Origin of the sequence: Roseateles sp. SL47 (genome assembly GCF_026625885.1) — a bacterium.
GTDB lineage: Bacteria > Pseudomonadota > Gammaproteobacteria > Burkholderiales > Burkholderiaceae_C > Roseateles.
In genome coordinates this window covers 5,891,330-5,909,816 of the sequence record NZ_CP113068.1, presented here as the reverse complement: position 1 = coordinate 5,909,816, position 18,487 = coordinate 5,891,330, and the positions used below count along the sequence as shown (strand labels likewise).

Annotated in this window: 15 protein-coding genes and 1 pseudogene; 14 read left to right on the top strand and 2 right to left on the bottom strand. The window is 64.9% G+C overall.

The genetic code is table 11. From position 1 onward, the window contains the following. Positions 1 to 14 precede the first annotated feature (14 nt). Positions 15 to 1,502, bottom strand: coding sequence for a hypothetical protein (locus tag OU995_RS25580; protein WP_267832984.1), 1,488 nt, complete (start codon positions 1,500 to 1,502; stop codon positions 15 to 17). On the opposite strand from OU995_RS25580, the gene OU995_RS25575 reads away from it, so the two are divergent. The 5 genes from OU995_RS25575 (at position 1,501) to OU995_RS25555 (ending at position 8,032) form a co-directional block, all read left to right on the top strand. Next, positions 1,501 to 3,597: a 3-hydroxyacyl-CoA dehydrogenase NAD-binding domain-containing protein gene (locus OU995_RS25575; protein ID WP_267832983.1), complete on the top strand. Its 2,097-nt coding sequence runs from the start codon at positions 1,501 to 1,503 to the stop codon at positions 3,595 to 3,597. The two genes, OU995_RS25580 and OU995_RS25575, sit on opposite strands and share 2 nt — an antisense overlap. 16 nt (positions 3,598 to 3,613) lie before the next feature. Continuing rightward, entirely contained in the window at positions 3,614 to 4,789 is a 1,176-nt protein-coding gene (locus OU995_RS25570; protein ID WP_267832982.1) for an acetyl-CoA C-acyltransferase, read from the top strand. A gap of 121 nt (positions 4,790 to 4,910) precedes the next feature. Next, positions 4,911 to 6,728 carry an acyl-CoA dehydrogenase gene (locus OU995_RS25565; RefSeq protein WP_420714765.1) on the top strand — a complete coding sequence of 606 codons (1,818 nt, stop codon included), beginning with the start codon at positions 4,911 to 4,913 and terminating at the stop codon, positions 6,726 to 6,728. A 42-nt stretch (positions 6,729 to 6,770) separates the two neighbouring features. Continuing rightward, positions 6,771 to 7,562, top strand: a complete 792-nt coding sequence (locus OU995_RS25560; protein WP_267832981.1) for an SDR family oxidoreductase — start codon at positions 6,771 to 6,773, stop codon at positions 7,560 to 7,562. Positions 7,563 to 7,579: 17 nt separating this feature from the next. Then, positions 7,580 to 8,032 carry a PaaI family thioesterase gene (locus OU995_RS25555; RefSeq protein ID WP_267832980.1) on the top strand — a complete coding sequence of 151 codons (453 nt, stop codon included), beginning with the start codon at positions 7,580 to 7,582 and terminating at the stop codon, positions 8,030 to 8,032. A gap of 71 nt (positions 8,033 to 8,103) precedes the next feature. Here OU995_RS25555 and OU995_RS25550 read toward each other — a convergent pair whose 3' ends face one another. Continuing rightward, positions 8,104 to 10,182, bottom strand: a complete 2,079-nt coding sequence (locus OU995_RS25550) for a hypothetical protein (protein ID WP_267832979.1) — start codon at positions 10,180 to 10,182, stop codon at positions 8,104 to 8,106. A gap of 249 nt (positions 10,183 to 10,431) precedes the next feature. Between OU995_RS25550 and OU995_RS25545 the strand changes: the two genes are divergently transcribed. The 9 genes and pseudogenes from OU995_RS25545 to OU995_RS25515 all read left to right on the top strand — a co-directional run bounded on the left by OU995_RS25545 (position 10,432) and on the right by OU995_RS25515 (position 18,356). Then, positions 10,432 to 11,451: an NADP-dependent oxidoreductase gene (locus OU995_RS25545; protein ID WP_267832978.1), complete on the top strand. Its 1,020-nt coding sequence runs from the start codon at positions 10,432 to 10,434 to the stop codon at positions 11,449 to 11,451. Then, a complete protein-coding gene (locus OU995_RS25540) occupies positions 11,451 to 11,918 on the top strand; it encodes a GNAT family N-acetyltransferase (protein ID WP_267832977.1) in 468 nt (155 codons plus the stop codon). The genes OU995_RS25545 and OU995_RS25540 overlap by 1 nt, the downstream gene beginning before the upstream one ends. Positions 11,919 to 11,986: 68 nt before the next feature. Then, a complete protein-coding gene (locus OU995_RS25535) occupies positions 11,987 to 12,922 on the top strand; it encodes a glutathione S-transferase family protein (RefSeq protein ID WP_267832976.1) in 936 nt (311 codons plus the stop codon). Beyond that, a complete protein-coding gene (locus tag OU995_RS25530; RefSeq protein ID WP_267832975.1) occupies positions 12,919 to 13,815 on the top strand; it encodes an SDR family oxidoreductase in 897 nt (298 codons plus the stop codon). Before OU995_RS25535 ends, OU995_RS25530 begins: the two co-directional genes overlap by 4 nt. Positions 13,816 to 13,896: 81 nt before the next feature. Next, positions 13,897 to 15,228, top strand: a complete 1,332-nt coding sequence (locus OU995_RS25525) for an NAD(P)/FAD-dependent oxidoreductase (protein ID WP_267832974.1) — start codon at positions 13,897 to 13,899, stop codon at positions 15,226 to 15,228. Between the two features lie 300 nt (positions 15,229 to 15,528). Beyond that, positions 15,529 to 15,906 (top strand): annotated as a pseudogene (locus OU995_RS27640) (biotin/lipoyl-binding protein); the annotation flags it as partial. Between the two features lie 78 nt (positions 15,907 to 15,984). Beyond that, the gene (locus tag OU995_RS25520) at positions 15,985 to 16,887 is read left to right on the top strand and encodes an HlyD family secretion protein (RefSeq protein WP_267832973.1); all 903 of its coding nucleotides are present in this window, start codon (positions 15,985 to 15,987) and stop codon (positions 16,885 to 16,887) included. 789 nt (positions 16,888 to 17,676) lie between these two features. Beyond that, positions 17,677 to 17,811: a hypothetical protein gene (locus tag OU995_RS27635; RefSeq protein ID WP_420714904.1), complete on the top strand. Its 135-nt coding sequence runs from the start codon at positions 17,677 to 17,679 to the stop codon at positions 17,809 to 17,811. After that, a complete protein-coding gene (locus OU995_RS25515) occupies positions 17,787 to 18,356 on the top strand; it encodes an ATP-binding cassette domain-containing protein (protein ID WP_267832972.1) in 570 nt (189 codons plus the stop codon). Before OU995_RS27635 ends, OU995_RS25515 begins: the two co-directional genes overlap by 25 nt. The last annotated feature ends 131 nt before the right edge of the window (positions 18,357 to 18,487 follow it).

Genomic DNA, 18,487 nt, shown 5'->3' with positions numbered 1-18,487 from the left:
CCGCGCTGAGGCGGTCATTCGATCGGAGAGTCCTGCGACAGCTCAGCGGACGGCGGTGGGGACTCCGCCGGGTCGTCTCCGATCAGCGGCGTGAGCGGCTGGAGCGTGAATTTCAGTGGACAGTTATTGCCCAACCTGGATTTGCTCAGCAGGGCCTTGAGGATCCGCTCCCGCGCGCCCTTGCTCTCTTCCGGTGAGCCGCCGTGCAACCAGAACTGCTGCACGGCACTCTGGTAGAGCTCCTCCTGGGTTTTCAGCTCGTGGCCCGTGCTGCCCTTGGGTTTGGTGATGTGCTGCCAGCACGCCAACAGCGTCGGGCGCAGAAAATTCACCAGCTCGCCCTTGTAGATCGGGCTGTTGCCCACCGCTTTCAGGCGGTGAAACACCTGGTGGTAATTCTGGGCGGCCGGGCTCAGCAGAAGCTCCGAGGGTGCGGCGGCCATCAGCGCCAGCATGGCCTCTCGCCCCTTGTCGGACAGCGTGAAGCTCCAGCCGATCCCCGTGGTGGTTTCAAACAGGTAAAACTCGATCACCGACTTGATGCGGGTGAATGCCTCCGGAGACAACATCGGCAAGGGCGTCTGTTTAAGCTCCCATTGTTTCAACCGGATCCGGTTGGGCCCGGTGACCAGATGGTCTGGCACCGCGACCGTGGTGGAGAGACCGACGGTCAGGCCGACCGGTCCTGGTGGGGTGGTTCTGAACTCACGCAGTGTGCGGCGGCCAATCGCTGACAGCAGCCGTCCGTCGTCCTGAATATCCGGCACCGTGATGCTTTTCAGATGGGGGCAGGCCTGCAACCAGCCCCGCACCACCGAGGCCGCGCAACCGCTGGGCAGCATCAGCGCCTCGACCCTTCGTCCAAGGCCAATCCGCTTGTCTGTAGGCATGGACTGAAGCTGGCTGGGTGTCATTCCGGAGAGATCCAGGGACCCGAATGCAGAGTCGGCGATCACCAGCTTCAGCTTGCTGCAGCGCGCCCTGGCCATTTCCGCACTGGCGGCGCTGCTGCTGCCGTGGCATGACCGAAGGACACTGCTCAGCAGGCTGGAACTGCGCTGAAAGCTGGAAGCTTCCCCGCCGGCCGATGATGGGGCGGAACTCACCGAGCCCGTTCCCAGCGCAGAACCGGTGCCCGGTTCCATCAGCGGGCCGCTTTCCGTAGCGGAAGCGGCCTCGCCCTCGGCGGGATCCGGCGCGGGGCATTCAGGCCCGGGCGTGTCTCCGCCGTTATCCTGCACGGGTTCGTCCTCCCAGGAAGCCGATCGATGGGGGAAGCAGCAGGTCCACATGCGGGGCTCACAATGACAAATCTGTGTGTGTGTCCCCACGCTGAACAAGTTCGCCATGGACACCGGCGCGTGCGTTTGTCGCCGCAGGGACATGCCAGGGTCGAGCGCTCTGCCTAGAATCGAACGATCGTTCTTTTCGCATGGATCCCGGCAGGAGAGAGGCTCGGGACGCCAGCGAGGCCCTTCACCTATCCAGGAAGGAAGCAGCATGAGTGCCAGTTATGAAGTCCGCGGCTCGGTGGCCGTGATCACGCTGAACAACCCGCCAGTCAACGGACTCGGCTTCGCCACGCGCAAGGCGACCGCCGAGTGCATTGATCGGGCGGAGAACGATGCGTCCATCAAGGCGGTGGTGATCACCGGCGCCGGCAAAGCGTTCTCCGGGGGGGCCGACATCCGCGAGTTCGGCTCGCCCAAGGCGCTGGCCGAACCCAATCTGCTGTCCCTCATCCAGCGGGTGGAGTCCTGCAGCAAGCCGGTGGTGGCGGCGATCCACAGCGTCTGCATGGGCGGTGGTCTGGAGCTGGCGCTGGGCTGTCACTACCGCGTGGCCGCAGCCGGCACCAAGGTGGCGTTGCCGGAAGTGAAGCTGGGTCTGCTGCCGGGTGCCGGTGGCACCCAACGCCTGCCGCGCGCCCTGGGCGTGGAACCCGCGCTCAACATGATCGTCAGCGGCGAGCCGGTCAACAGCGAACTGCTGGCCCAGGTGCCGGGCCAGGTGCTGTTCCAGAAGATCATCGACGGCGATCTGCTGGATGGGGCGGTGGCCCTTGCGATGGACGTGGCGGACAAGCGCCCGCTGCCGCGCGTGCGGGACCTGAAAGCCCAGCATCCGGAGGCGCAAGCTTATTTCCAGTTCGCCCGCAACACCGTGCAGGCCATGAGCAAGAACTTCCCCGCGCCGCTGCAATGTGTGGATGCGGTGGCAGCGGCGGTGAGCCAGCGTTTTGAGGACGGCATGAAGGCAGAGCGCGAGGCCTTTGCCCAGCTGATGCTGACGCCCGAATCCAAAGCGCTGCGCCATGCCTTCTTTGCCGAGCGCGCGGCCGCCAAGATTCCGGATGTGCCGGAGGACACGCCGCTGCGCCCCATCCACAAGGTGGCCATCATCGGGGCCGGCACCATGGGCGGCGGCATTGCGATGAATTTTCTGAATGCCGGCATTCCTGTGACGCTGCTGGAAATGAAGGTCGAGGCGCTGGACCGCGGCATCGAGACCATCCGCAGGAACTACGAAGCCCAGATCCGCAAGGGCAAGCTCAAGGAAGACAAATACGCGCAGCGGATGGCCCTGCTGCAGGGCACGCTGAGCTATGCCGAGATCGGGCACGCCGACCTGGTGATCGAGGCCGTGTTCGAGGACATTGGCGTGAAGGAGCAGGTCTTCCGTCGCCTGGACGAGGTGATGAAGCCCGGTGCCATCCTGGCCTCCAACACCTCGACGCTGGACGTCAACAAGATCGCCAGCTTCACCAAGCGTCCGCAGGACGTGATTGGCACCCACTTCTTCAGCCCGGCCAATGTGATGAAGCTGCTGGAGGTGGTGCGGGGCGCCGCCACGGCCAAGGATGTGCTGGCCACGGTGATGGCCCTGGGCAAGAAGATCCGCAAGACCTGCGTGGTGTCCGGCGTGTGTGACGGCTTCATCGGCAACCGCATGATCGAGCAGTACAGCCGCCAGGCCGGTTTCCTGCTGGAAGAAGGCTGCACGCCGCAGCAGGTGGACAAGGCCGTGGAACGCTTCGGCTTTGCCATGGGCCCGTTCCGCATGGGCGATCTGGCCGGCAACGATGTGGGCTGGTACATCCGCAAGCGCCGCTACATCGAGAAGCCGGACCTGCGTTATTCCAAAACGGCCGACCTGCTGTGCGAGATGGGCCGCTACGGCCAGAAGACCGGCGCGGGCTGGTACGACTATCAGCCCGGCAAGCGCGACGCGATGCCGTCACGCACCGTGCTGGAGATGATCGACATGCACCGATCCGGCCTGGGCATCACCCCACGAAAGATCAGCGACGAGGAAATCGTCCACCGCCTGGTGTTTGCGCTGGTGAATGAAGGTGCTCGCATCCTGGAAGAGGGCATTGCCTTGCGCGCGTCCGACATCGACATGGTGTACCTGACCGGTTATGGGTTCCCGCTGTGGCGCGGTGGCCCGATGTGTTATGCCGACACCGTGGGCCTGTACAACGTGGTGCAGACGATGAAGCGCTTTGCCCGCAATCCGCTGGACGACGCGAAGTTCTGGGAACCGGCGCCGCTGCTGGCGCGCCTGGCCGAACAGGGCAAGGGCTTCACCGAATAAGACGAAGGAGCTAGGAATGAGCAACGCACTGATTGTTTCGACGGCCCGCACCGCGCTGGCCAAGAGCTGGAAAGGCTCCTTCAACATGACCCATGGCGCCACGCTCGGTGGCCATGTGGTGCGCGCCGCCGTGGAGCGTGCCGGTGTGGACCCCGGCGAGGTGGAAGATGTGCTGATGGGCTGCGCCACACCGGAAGGCGCCACCGGCGGCAATATCGCCCGCCAGATCGCCCTGCGCGCCGGGTTGCCGGTGACGGTGGCCGGCATGACCATCAACCGCTTCTGCTCCAGCGGCCTGCAGACGATCGCCACCGCTGCCCAGCGCATCATTGCCGGCGAGGGCGATGTGTATGTGGCCGGGGGCGTGGAGAGCATCTCCTGCGTGCAGAACGAGGCCAACCGGCACATGCTGCATGAAAGCTGGCTCTCGCAGCACAAGCCCGAGATCTACTGGTCGATGCTGCAGACGGCGGAGAACGTGGCCCAGCGCTACAAGATCCCCAAGGAGCGGCTGGACCATTACGGCGCCGCCAGCCAGCAGAAGGCCTGCGCGGCTCAGGCCGAAGGGCTGTTCAATGAGGAGATCGTGCCCATCACCGTGACCCGCGGCGTGGCCGACAAGGTGCGCGGCATGACCACCCAGGAAGCCACCGTCAGCGTGGACGAAGGCCTGCGGGTGGGCACCACCTATGAGAGCATCAAGGACATCCGCACCGCTGTGCCCGGGGGGGTGGTCACCGCCGGCAATGCCAGCCAGTTCAGCGACGGCGCGGGCGCCTGCGCCGTGGTCAGTGAAGCCTATGCGCAGCGCAAGGGCCTGAAGCCGCTGGGCCGTTTCCTGGGTTTTGCGGTGGCGGGCTGCGAGCCGGATGAAATGGGCATCGGCCCCGTGTTTGCCGTGCCCAAGGTGCTCAAGCGGCTGGGCCTGAAGGTGTCGGACATCGACCTCTGGGAACTGAACGAAGCCTTTGCGGTGCAGGTCCTGTATTGCGCCGACACCCTGGGCATTCCGATGGACCGGCTCAATGTGAATGGCGGTGCCATTGCCATCGGCCATCCGTATGGCGTGTCGGGCCAGCGCCTGACCGGCCATGCGCTGATTGAAGGCAAGCGCCGTGGCGCCAAGCGGGTCTGCGTGACCATGTGCATCGGTGGTGGCATGGGAGCGGCGGGCGTCTTCGAAGTGCTGTGATGGCCGTGCTGTGACCAAAGGGCCCTTCGCGGGCCCGTGACTGCCTCACCTCAGGTCCGCCCTAGCACCTGCCGCCCATGCACCCGCTGGTGTCTGCGCCGGCGGCTGCGGAGACATTGCCATGCGCCACACCCTTGATTTCCTGCTGTATGACTGGCTGAAGGTCGAGACGCTGCAGGAGCGTCCCCGTTTTGCCGAGCATTCCCGCGAGACCTTTGATGCGGTGCTGGACACCTGCGAGCGCATCGCCCGCGAGAAGTTCGCACCCTTCAACCGGCTCGCAGACACCGAAGAACCTCGCTTCGACGGCGAGCGCGTCCACCTGCCGGCCACCACCCATGCGGCGCTGGCGGCGTATGTGGCGTCCGGCATGTTGTCCGCCGCCCAGGACCATGAACGCGGCGGCATGCAGTTGCCCCTGACGGTGGAAATGGCCGCCAATGCCTTCTTCAGCAAGGCCAGCGTGGCCATGGGCGGCTACGCCATGCTCACCCAGGGCAATGCCAATCTGCTGATGGCGCATGGCACGCCGTTGCAGCAGGAGGTGTTTGCCGCCAATGAATTCAGCGGACGCTGGTTTGGCACGATGTGCCTCTCCGAACCACAGGCCGGCTCGTCCTTGTCCGATGTGGCGACGCGTGCGGAGCCGGACGGTGCGGATTTCGAAGCCGAGCCGCTGGGCCCGCGCTACCGCCTGACCGGCCACAAGATGTGGATCTCCGGCGGTGAGCATGAGATCACCGAGAACATCGTGCATCTGGTGCTGGCCAAGATCCCGGGGCCGGACGGGCGGCCCCTGCCCGGCATCAAGGGCCTGTCGCTGTTCATCGTGCCCAAGCATCTGGTGGACACGCAAGGGCAGTTGACCGGAGAGCGGAATGACGTCTCGCTGGCCGGGCTCAACCACAAGCTGGGTTATCGAGGCACCACCAACTGCCTGCTCAATTTCGGTGAAGGCCGCCACCGCCCCGGTGGGAAGGCTGGCGCCATGGGTTATTTGGTGGGGCGGCCCGGCGACGGCCTGCGCTGCATGTTCCACATGATGAACGAGGCCCGCATCGGTGTGGGTCTGGGCGCGGTGATGCTGGGTTATGCCGGCTATGAGGCCAGCCTGGCCTATGCCCGACAGCGTCCACAGGGCCGGCCGTTGACGGCCGCAGGCAAGGACGCCGCACAGCCGCAGCGGCTGATCATCGAGCATGCCGATGTGAAGCGCATGCTGTTGGCCCAGAAGAGCTATGTGGAGGGCGGCTTGGCGCTGGCGCTCTACTGTGCCCGTCTGGTGGATGAGCAGGCCACGGGCACGCCCGAAGCTGCGGCCCAGGCGCAATTGCTGCTGGAGGTGCTCACGCCGATTGCCAAGAGCTGGCCAAGCGAATGGTGCCTGGAGGCCAACTCCCTGGCCATCCAGGTGCTGGGCGGATACGGCTACACGCGGGACTTTCCGGTGGAGCAGTACTGGCGGGACAACCGCTTGAACATGATTCATGAAGGCACCCATGGCATCCAGGCGCTGGATCTGCTGGGTCGCAAGGTGGTGATGGACGGCGGCAAGGCTCTGATGGCGCTGGCCGGCCGCATCAACGACACGGTGCAGCGGGCCGGCCAGGTGGCCGGGCTGGCCTCGGCGGCGAACGCGCTGGCCGGTGCGCTGGCCGCCGTGGGCGCCGCCACCAAGAAGGCCTGGGCGACCGGCGAGCCAGAGGAGGCGCTGGCCAATGCCACGCCCTACCTTCAGGCGTTTGGACACACCGTGCTGGCCTGGATCTGGCTGGACCTGGCACTGGCCGTGGAAGGACGCAACGACGATGCCGCTCATGGCAAGCGTGCGGCGCAGCGCTACTTCTATGCCTATGAACTGCCCAGGATTTCCGCCTGGCTGTTGGTGGTGGAACGCCGTGAGCCGCTGACCCGTGAGATGCAGGACCGCTGGTTCTGACGCCGCCCCGCACCGGGGCCGACACCCCACAAGGAGACACGTATGAGCACCAAAGTACTGGACCTGTTCGACCTGAGTGGCCAGGTGGCCCTGGTCACCGGCGGATCCCGCGGGCTGGGCCTGCAGATCGCCGAAGCGCTGGGCGAGGCCGGTGCCCGCCTGATGATCAGCTCGCGCAAGGCGTCCGACCTGGAAGAGGCGGTGGCCCATCTGAAGGCCAAGGGCATCGATGCGCAGTACATCGCCGCCGATGCAGCGGACGAAGTGCAGGCGCGCAGCATCGTCACCCAGACCGTGCAGCGGCTGGGGCAGATCGACATCCTGGTGAACAACGCGGGCGCCACCTGGGGCGCACCCGCTGAAGAGCATCCGGTGCAGGCCTGGGACAAGGTGATGGATCTCAACATCCGCAGCCTCTTTGTCATGAGCCAGGAGGCTGCCCGCCAGAGCATGATTCCGCGCCGCCAGGGGCGCATCATCAATGTGGCCTCGATTGCTGGCCTGAGTGGCAACAGCGGCCTGATGAAGACCATTGCCTACAACACCAGCAAGGGTGCGGCGGTGAACTTCACCCGGGCCCTGGCGGGGGAATGGGGCGCCTACGGCATCACCGTCAATGCGCTGGCGCCGGGCTTCTTTCCCAGCAAGATGACCAAGGGCCTGATGGCGACGATCGGTGAAGACAAGCTGGCCGCCCATGCGCCGCTGCGCCGGATCGGCGATGAAGACGATCTCAAGGGCGCAGCGCTGCTGTTTGCCAGCCGTGCCGGCAAACACATCACCGGCCAGGTGCTGGCGGTGGATGGCGGTGTCTCGGCGGTGCATGGCGGCTGAGCGTTATCCTGCGAGCCATGAGCAACACCCTTGAATTTCCGGTCCACATTCCGTTTGTCCAGCAACTGGGCTTTGAACTGGTCCGCATGGACGAAGGCGAAGCGGAATTGAGCCTCGCCATCCGTGAACTGCACCTGAATTCCTGGGAAGTGGCCCATGGCGGCGTGCTGATGACGCTGCTGGATGTGGCCATGGCCCATGCGGCCCGCAGCATCCACCGCGACCAACCGGGCTTCGGGCCGGGCGTGGTGACGGTGGAAATGAAGACCAGCTTCATGCGTCCCGGTGAGGGCATGCTGAGGGCGGTGGGCCGCCTGCTGCATCGCTCCACCACCATGGCCTTCTGCGAAGGATCGGTGCTGGGCGAGGACGGCAAGCTGTGCGCGCATGCCACCGGCACCTTCAAATATCTGAAAGCGCTGCCTGGCAAGGGGCGCAGCCTGAAGGCCTTGCAGCGCACCGGCGATTAGCGGCTGTTTTCACCACCACGCGACCCCCTGTCGTAGTGGTAGTGCGAACAGGCCCTAGGCGCAGTTGCCGGTCAGGAACCGGCGGTGCGGCGTTCAGTGCGGGAGGTGCGCGCAGGCAAGGCTGGTGCGGTCTCATCCGCCGGCAACTGCCCCAGGACGCTCACTGCCGCAGCCAGCAGGGACACATCGGACCGCGACAGGCTGGTCGCTCGACCCGACCGGACACGCTCCATCACCCAGGTGCTGCCTTCCATCGCCCGCTTCTGGGCCGCGTTCAGCGATGAGGACAACTGAAACTGTTGCACCAGCCGCCCCAGGGCTGCGAGCTGGGCGGCGGAGACGTTCATGCGTTGCATCAGGGAGGTCTGCGGGGCGCTGATCCACGCCAGGTAGGGCTTGAGCTGCAGCTTCGCATGTTCCAGCTCGCCGACTGGCACGTGTGTTGGCGAGCGGCGGACATCGCTGGCCTGCGGCTGGGCGACGGCTTTGAACGGGCTGACCCGGCCCGAGGCGGCGGCCTGGGCCGCCGCAGTGGCCCGGGGCCTTGGGGGCGGGACGTCGTAGAGGGCGGCGTCCCGGGGGGCGGCGTCATTGGCTGCGGCAGTGAGCGACTGACTCGCAGAGGGGGCGAGAGAGGCGAGCGTACGGGGCGACATGACACGAGCCGCCAGGGGGCTTGCATTGCGGGTGCGTGGCTCCACGCGGGCGGGGCCAGGCGGAAGCGTGTCATACAGCACTTCTCCTTCAACCGGTCGCTCTGCCTGTGGTCCAACCGGGTGGGGCTCCGCCGGGATGGACGATGCCGATGCCGATGCCGATGCCGATGCGGATGCGGACGCTGGCGCCTGGGCGGCGCGTTGCACCGATCGCAGGGTCATGTAGCCCTGCTCATCGGTCTGCCAGCGCTTGAGCGTGCGCGGCGATGCCGCAGCGCCGGAGGTGGCGAAGGTGGCGGGTGCGTCTACGGCCGTGCGGGCGCCGATCGGGCCAGCCACGCGCGCGGGGGCCTTTGCCGCTGTGGGGACGGCCATGGCGGCAGCCACGGGGGCAGCAGCAGGGGCTCGCATCAGGGCCGGTGGCGACCGGTGCGGTGCGAACAGACCTGCCGGCGTGGCCTGGGCCCCGGGCAATTGAAGGCTCTTGAAATACTCGACCATCCGGTGATGTCCCAGCAACAGGTCGCGTTCAAAACCGGCCTCACGGATGCGTCGGTCCTGGGCGGTGGGGCCTTTGTCTTCCCATTCACGCAGCAACTGCAACTTGCTCATGTCCTTCGCATCCGCAACGCGGGGCCCGTGCGCCGAAGGAAGGACAAACGCCAGGCGGGCCTGAGACAGGGCAGTGTCCAGTTGGCGGGCCTGTTCGAGCGTCAGTTCGGCCAGGGCTCCGTGTGCCAGCCATTCACACGCCAGATGGCAGGCCATGCGGCCCCGCACCGGCAGTAGCTCCGTCGGCACGGAGCGCAACAGGTCCAGCAATTGGGAGGCTTCCTGGGACGTCAGGGCTTGGGCCTTTGAAGGCATCTGGCCATGGTCCGCGCTGCGGGCCGCCATGCAGCGATCCACCACAGCTTGGGCGTTCACCCACGACCCCAGCTCGCGCGGCGCCGGTGCGCCCGAGGCGCTCAAAACGCCGTGGCGCTGCAGCGCCGGGGACTCCGAGAGCGCTTGAGACCTTGTATCCATCAGGCGTGCTGTGGTGAGGCGATCCACAGGCGTCATCAGATCCGCATCGCAGTGGAGGAGCTGCAGACGGGGCGGCAGCTCCTTGTCACGCAGCGACTGGGCGGGACGCACATCGTGCACGCTCAAGGCGCGAAGATCCAGATGGCCGGCCCAGCGCACCACTTCCGCCACATCGCAACCCCGAGGCAAGGTCAGTTGATCCAGCATGGGCCGCAGGCTCTGCACGCAGCCGGTCGGCAGGCTGGCCATCAGTTGCGGCGAGTGGCGCGACAAATCGAGGCTGCGGCTGCCATGCGTCAGCGCCTGCTGCAGGTCCGCCGCCAACGCTTTGGCCGCATCCTGCCGACCCGCAGGCTTGCAACCCAGCCAGGCCTTCAGGCCCGGGTCTTGAACGGCTCGGTGGGCATGGGCTTCGCGATGGCCCCAATGGGCCAGGCGCGCTTGAAGGGTGCTGAGGAGTTTCATCGGAGCTTGTCATGTGAGGTTTAAGTCGGTAGTCGTTTGACAATCTCGCGAGTTCCAGATCAGGCTGTTCATCGCACCCAAGCTTGACAAATATCGGTAGATCGACATTCGAACGCCTCCATCTTTTTGTCACCCGAGCGACGTTGTCAGCCTGTTGCAACGTGGTTCAATCCCCTCGATTGGCCAGTCGCCGAGGCCGGACCGTGTCAGAGGTCTGGGGTGCTGGCCCTGTGCAAAAAGGAGATCGTCATGAACCAGATCAATCGTCAGATCCAACTGGCGTCCCGACCGAGCGGTGAACCCACCGTGGACAACTTCAAGTTGGTGGAGACGCCGGTGCCGGAACTGGCAGACGGTCAGGTGCTGGTGCGCAATCACTATCTGAGCCTGGACCCTTACATGCGGGGCCGCATGAGCGACAGCAAGAGCTATGCCGACCCGCAGCCACTCAACCAGGTGATGATCGGTGGCACCGTCGGTGAAGTGGTGGCCTCTCGGAACACTCACTTTGCCGTGGGCGACAAGGTGGTGGGCATGGGCGGCTGGCAGGAATACCAGGTGGTGGACGGCCAGCAGCGCGGCGTGCTGCAGAAGGTGGACACCACGCATGTGCCGTTGTCGGCCTATCTGGGGGCCGTTGGCATGCCAGGGGTGACCGGCTGGTATGGCCTGGTGAAGATCATCAACCCCAAGGCTGGCGAAACCGTCGTGGTGAGCGCGGCCAGTGGGGCGGTGGGTGGCGCGGTGGGGCAATTGGCCAAGGTGCGGGGGGCCCGCGCGGTGGGCCTGGCCGGAGGCGCCGAGAAGTGCCGCTATGTGGTGGAAGAACTGGGCTTTGATGCCTGCATCGACTACAAGCAGCACAAGGACGTGAAGTCCCTGGCAGCAGCGCTGAAGGCCGCATGCCCGAATGGCATCGATGGCTACTTCGAGAACGTCGGCGGCATGATTCTCGATGCGGTGATGGTGCGCGCGAATGCCTTCAGCCGTGTGGCCATGTGCGGCATGATCGCCGGCTACAACGGAGACCCGATTCCGATGTCGGCGCCGCAGCTGATTCTGGTCAACCGCATGAAGGTAGAAGGTTTCATTGTCTCTGAGCACATGGACGTGTGGCCGGAAGCGCTCAAGGAACTGGGCACTTTGGTGGCCACCGGCAAGCTCAAGTACCGCGAGACCGTGGCGCAGGGCCTGGACAGTGCCCCCGAGGCCTTCCTGGGCCTGCTCAAGGGCAAGAACTTCGGCAAGCAACTGGTGAAACTGATCTGATGACGTCCCCGCTCTGGCGCTGCGAGCTGATGGAGGCCATGACACCTCGCGCGCTCTACCGCATGATGAAGCTGCGTTCGGAAGTGTTTGTGGTGGAGCAGCAATGCATCTATCTCGACCCGGACGGCCTGGACGAAGACGCCTGGCATCTGCAGGCCCTGGGCGAGGGGAGCCAACTGCTGGCGTATGCACGGCTGCTGGCCCCTGGCGCTGTGGATGACAGCGGTGCGGCCCGCATCGGCCGGGTCCTGACCGCGCCAGCCGCCCGCGGGACCGGCCTGGGACGTCCGCTGATGCAGGAGGCGCTGGCCGCCTGCGCCCGGCTCTGGCCCGCGTCCACCATCGAACTCGGCGCCCAGGCGCATCTGCGCGACTTCTACGGCAGCTTCGGTTTCGTCGCGATCTCGGACGTCTACGACGAAGACGGCATTCCCCACATCGATATGCGTCGCGAAGCGGCTGGCTGAGCGACACCGCAGCTCACACCCCGCCGCAGCCGGCATCAGATCGGCGCGGCCCCATCAAGGAGACATGGATGAGCGACTTGATCCTGCATCACTACGGGGCCTCGCCCTTTGCCGAAAAGGCCCGTCTGATGATGGGCCTCAAGGGCCTGGCCTGGCGATCGGTCACGGTGCCGATGGTGCTGCCCAAGCCTGATGTGGTGGCGCTGACCGGTGGCTACCGGCGCACCCCCTTTCTTCAGATCGGCGCGGACATCTACTGCGACACCGCCCTGATGGCCGAGGTGCTGGAGCGCTTGTCCCCCACACCCAGCCTCTTCCCTGCGGCAGTGGCGGGCCAGGCGCGTGTGCTGGCGCAATGGGCGGACACGGATCTGTTCTGGACGGTTTTGCCCTACGCCATGCAGCCGCCCGGCCTGGCCGCGCTGTTTGAAGGCGTGCCGCCCGAGGCCTTTAAAGCCTTTGTCGCGGACCGGCGCGCCATGTCGGAAGGCACACCGCGCGTCAGTGGCCCGGATGCAGGCGCGGCGCTGCATCGCTATCTGGACTGGGTGTCCGACATGCTGCGTGATGGACGCCCCTGGTTGCTGGGGACGGAGCCGAGCGTGGCGGATCTGAGCGTCTATCACCCGCTGTGGTTTGTCTCCCGGGCGGGCGCTCTGGCCGACATCCTGGCACCCCATGAGCTGCTGAAAACCTGGATGTCGCGGGTGGCCGCCGTGGGTCACGGCGAACGTGCCGGCAAGCTGGATGGCGAGGCGGCCATTGCCCTGGCGCGGTCCAGCACGCCGCAGACCCTGCAGGTGCAGCAGGGTCTGGGTTTCGAGGCGGGTGAGCGGATCAGCGTCACGCCCGCTGACTATGCCCGTGATGCCGTCACTGGCACCCTGGTGGGCCTGGACACGCACAGTGTGACCCTGGCCCGCGAGGACGAGCGGGCCGGGCGGGTGCAGGTGCACTTTCCGCGCATCGGCTACATGCTCAAGAAAGAGGAGACACGCGCATGAAGGACTATCAGGGAAAGACGGCCGTCATCACCGGCGCCGGCTCCGGCTTTGGCCTGGAGGTGGCTCGCATCGCGGCCAGCCGCGGCATGAACCTGGTGCTGTGTGATGTGCAGCAGGATGCGCTGGATCGTGCCGCGCAGGAGTTCTCGGCCCATTCCGTGCTGGCGCGCCGTGTGGATGTCGCCAAGGCCGACGAGATGCAGGCGCTGGCGGCAGCGGTGCAGGAGCGCTTTGGTGCGCCGAACTTCGTCTTCAACAATGCCGGTGTGGGCGCCGGCGGGCTGATCTGGGAGAACACGCTCAACGACTGGGAATGGGTGCTGGGCGTCAACCTGATGGGTGTGGTGCATGGCGTGCGCCTGTTCACGCCCATGATGCTGGAGGCGGCGCAGAAGGACCCGACCTGGCAGGGACACATCGTCAACACGTCGTCGATGGCGGGCATGCTGAATCCGCCCAACATGGGCGTCTACAACGTCTCCAAGCACGCGGTGGTGTCGCTCAGCGAAACGCTCTATCAGGACCTGTCACTGGTCACTGAGCAGGTGCGGTGCTCGGTGCTGTGCCCGTTCTTCGTGCCGACCGGCATCACACAAAGCCACCGCAATCGTCCACAGACCCTGAGTGCCGATAAGCCCACCCGCAGCCAGCTGATCTCCCAGGCGCAGACGGACAAGGCCGTGTCCTCCGGCAAGCTCAGCGCAGCCGATGTGGCGCGTCTGGTATTTGACGCGATGGATGAAGACCGCTTCTACATCTTCAGCCACCCGCAGGCTCTGCAGGGCGTGCAGACACGGCTGGAGGATGTGATGCAGGGGCGCAACCCGACGGATCCGTTCAAGGATCGCCCGGAGATTGGTGCCAGCCTGCGCAAGGCGCTGCGCGAGGCCTGAGGCGCCCCGGTGGGCGCCGGGGTCTGGCACACTGCCAGCCCGGCGCCCAGAAGTTGATGGAGTTTTGCGCCGGGTCTCAACATGCCCGATCACAACGCTACCTCCCTCTCTTCCTCTTCTTCCGTGCCTGACGCTGCGACTGGCAGCGCTTCAGGCCGTGTGCTGGTCATCGGCGGCGGCCCCGCCGGGCTGATGGCTGCCGAGCGCCTGGCCATGGCCGGTGTGTCGGTTGATCTCTTTGATGCCATGGCGTCGGTCGGTCGCAAGTTCCTGCTGGCTGGCAAGGGCGGTCTCAACCTGACGCATTCGGAGACGCGCCCGCGTTTTGACGAACGCTATTTCGAACGCCAGTCGGCGGTGGGGCATTGGCTCGACCGATTCGATGGCGAGGCCTTGCGGGCCTGGGCGGCCGAACTGGGCGTGGAAACCTTTGTGGGTACGTCCGGCCGTGTGTTCCCCAAAGACCTCAAGGCGGCGCCGCTGTTGCGCGCATGGCTGCACCGCCTGCGTGGGCAGGGCGTGCGGCTGCACATGCGCCACCGCTGGCTGGGCTGGACGGACGACGGACGCTGCCGCTTCCAGGGGCCGGAGGGCGAGTCCGTGTGGCAGGGGGATGCGGTGGTGCTGGCGCTGGGTGGGGCCTCCTGGCCTCAACTGGGGTCGGACGGCCGCTGGGTGCCACTGGTGAGCGGCACCGGTGCGCAGGTGCGGGAATTGCGAGCGGCGAATTGCGGATTTGATCTGGGCGTGCGCCGGCTTGGCGAGAACGCGCCGGGGTGGACGCCGTTCTTTGTCGACAAGTTTGCCGGCCAGCCGATCAAGCCTGTGGCCCTGAGCGTGTCATCGCCGGACGGACGGCAATTCGCGCGTCAGGGGGAGTTTGTGGTGACGGCCACCGGCATCGAAGGGTCGCTGGTGTATGCCGCTTCGGCGCTGATCCGCGATGTCATCGAGACGCAGGGCGAGGCGCTGATCCACCTGGACCTGTTGCCGGGCCGTGAGGCGAACTGGGTGCTGGAGCAGGTGGCCTATCCGCGGGGGTCGCGCTCCATGTCGTCCCACCTCAAGAGCCGGCTCAACCTGGACGGGCTGAAGGCCGCGCTGCTGCATGAGGTGCTGGACAAGGCGCAGCATGCAGATGCCGCCACCCTGGCCCGTACCATCAAGGCGTTGCCATTGCGTCTGACCGCGCCACGGCCGGTGGCCGAGGCCATCAGCACGGCGGGCGGTGTGTGCCTGGAGTCGCTGGATGAGCGTCTGATGCTGAAGCGCCGTCCCGGTGTTTTTTCGGCCGGCGAAATGCTGGATTGGGAAGCGCCGACCGGTGGCTACCTGCTGACGGCGGCCATGGCCAGTGGTGTGGTGGCGGGCGAGGGGGCGGCGGCGTGGTGTCGGGAGGCACCGAAGGTGTAGTGTTCACAGGCCCTGGTCGCGGCGGCTGCTTGAGTGCCTAGGGAGCGCGGCTGGAAAGCCGGGCAAGAGCTCAGCAAGAGGCGTGCGAGAGGCGTGCAAGAGGCGTGCAAGAGGCGTGCAAGAGGCGCGCGATAAGAGGGCGACCCGAGGTCGCCCTTTTTTTGCTTGCTGCTCATGAGATCGTGCCCCTTGATTCCGTCGGGTATTGCCGGCGAACGGCTGTTTTGCAAATGCAAATTCTTGGGTCTTCACCCACTGCAATGAGCTGATTTTTTCTCTTCCTCGCGAACAGTTGCGCAGGTGAAGCCACATAGGGACGTGTCGTACACGACGTCGAGCTGTGACGGCACAACCGGTGTAGGGAGAGGGCTGGTGATCAACCGTCAGTTGTTTCGTTCGGAAGTATTGGAAGCCCGAGCCAACCCTTGGCTGGGGCGCGCCTCTTTGGCCCGACTTCCGAGATTTGAATGGGTGGCAGGTGCGGCCCTGCTGCTGGTCATTGCGCTGATCGTGTTTGCATTCACCGGGCAGGTCACTCGGAAGGCACGTCTGAGCGGATTGCTTCTCCCGAGCGAGGGGCTGGTTCGTGTGAACGCGCCGCACGCCGGGACGGTGGCGGCACTGTGGGTCAGCGAGGGGCAGCACGTCCAATCCGGCCAGGCCCTTTTGAGGCTGAACAACCCCAGACAGCTGGAGCACGGTGACGCCACGGCATTGGTGGCGCAGTCCATCACGCAGCGACGGGAAGCGGTCACGATGGAACGCACACTGCTTGAGCAGCAATCGCGGGAGCGTGAAGACGCGCTAGGGGAGCGGCTTCAGAGCATGCGCGAAGAAGTGGCCCATCTGGAGGCCGATGTATCGACGCTTCGCAGACGCACACAACTGGCGCTCAAAAACCACGCTCGTTTTGAAGAACTGGCGCGTGATGGATTTGCTTCACTGGCCCAGAGTCAGGAGAAGCTCCAAGAGCTACTGGACCTTCAACTGCGTGAACGCAGCGCGGAGCGAAGCATCGAGTCACTGCGACGTGACATCCGCAACCTGCAATCGGAGGCGCGTACTGGCAAGAGTACTGCTGCCACCCGGCATGCTCAGTTGAACAGTCTTTTGGCCACTTTGGCGCAGGAGGCCCATGAGAACGAAGCGAGAGGCGGCGTGGTGATCACTGCGCCGCAGGACGGCGTTGTCAGCGGGATTGTGTTGCACGCGGGTGAATCGGTGCAGCCAGGTCAGACGTTCATGAGCCTCATTGCCAACGGGACGCCAGATCAACCCCCCGGCCATCCAACGGCGTCGGCCACCCGCAGCGCAACGGGCCGTGGTCTTCTGGAGGCCCAGCTTTATGCACCGAGCCGAACGGCTGGGTTCGTGCAGCCGGGGCAGACGGTGTGGCTGCGCTACGCCGCGTATCCCTACCAAAAGTTTGGCATGTCACGCGGCACGGTCATTTCGATCAGTCAAACCCCGCTTGCACCGCCGGACCTCCCTCCCGGGCAGACGCAGGCTCTGCTGACGTCGGCACAAAGCAATGAGCCGCTCTACCGGATCACCGTGGAATTGGAAAAGCAATTCGTCAATACGTATGGCGAAATGCGGCCGTTACGCCCGGGGATGAGTTTGGAGGGGGATGTGATTCAGGATCGCCGTGCAGTATAGGAGTGGCTGTTTGAACCCGTATTGCGCCTTTCTCCTTTTCTGAAGGGCTCCGCAGCTAGAGCACTGCATGAATTTCAATTGTCCATATTCACGAATTTGTTTCCAGCGCCCATGGCGACGTCAAGCTGATGCGGGCCGAACGCTTTTCGGCTGAGGAGAAGAAAGGAAGAAACTATGGAAATTTTGGCTGAAGACCAACTTGAAGAGGTGGCAGGCGGTTTGCTGGTGGCCGGAGCAATTGCGGGAGCGATAGTCGGCGGTTACGGACCATGGCACTCGGGTGGTAATGCCGGACAGATCGTAGCGGGCGCCATTCTTGGCGGTGTAGCTGGATTCTACGGGGGCGTAGGCATGTGGGGGAGCGCCGTAGCAACCGGTGTGTTTTCCAGTTTCGCTGGAGGCGGAGGCCGCTGGGTTCAGAAGCCCACAGCCACGAAATAAAAATTTATAACGAGAGGGGCGCGCCCCTCCTTTCATTATGAATCTGTCTATAGACCTGCAGACCGTAATTAATTCGTGCTTATTTGTTTACATCATGGTCCGATTCGCATCGGAGATGTTCGGTTGTCAAAACATGTGGCGACTAACGACATTTTTATTGGTTATCTTCTCTGTGAATCTTTGTTTTTTGGTCGATCGCTTCGGGTTATTCTTGGCCATCTATAAAGCTTTCATGATTGCCCTTGGTTATCTCGCTGGTACAACCTGGATGGGCTTTCTCAAGCGGCCAAAGTGATACATCTCACTCTGCAGTCGGAGGCCGGGGAATGCGGGCTGGCCTGCCTGGCGATGATCTCCGCTGCACACGGGCGGTTCCAAGACTTGCAGGCGTTGCGGCGGCTCTGTGGGGTGTCGCTGAAGGGCGCCACACTGCGTCAGTTGATGGGGCACGCCGAACGGTGCGCGGCAAGACCACGCTGCTGAAGATTGCCTTGGGATTGCTGGAGCCGAGCGAGGGTGAAGTTCTTTTTGGTGGACAACGGATCGGACATCTCGGCGCACGGAATTATCGAAGGGTGGTCGGGACGGTGATGCAAGAGGATGTGCTGCTGACCGGGTCCATTGCGGAGAACATTTCATTTTTTGATTTGCAGCCGGACTTGGAGCGTGTGCAAGCCAGCGCGCGTTGGGTGCAGGTGCATGAAGACATCGTCGGCATGCCGATGGGCTACCAGACGCTGGTGGGTGACCTTGGGGCCGGCCTCTCGGGTGGGCAACGGCAGCGAATTCTTCTCGCCAGGGCCATTTACAAGCAGCCGCGCCTGCTGGCCATGGACGAAGCCACCAGCCATTTGGACGTGGAGCTGGAACGAAAGATCACGACGGCTTTGGCGCGCCTCCCGCTCACCCGGCTGGTCATCGCGCACCGGCCCGAAACGATTGCCGGGGCGCAGCGTGTGTTGCGTGTCGGCAAGGGGGGGGGGCAGGAGGTCGGTGTGGGAGCGGCGGCCCCTCCTGAAACTGGGTGACCGGTCCGGCGCATGCCGATACGGAGATCGATCCGGGCGATCGATCCGGCAGATCGATCCGGGAGATCGATCCGGTAGAGCGGGGCGAATGGGCTCGCCCAAGGCGAGTCCATCGGGGGCCCTATACTTTC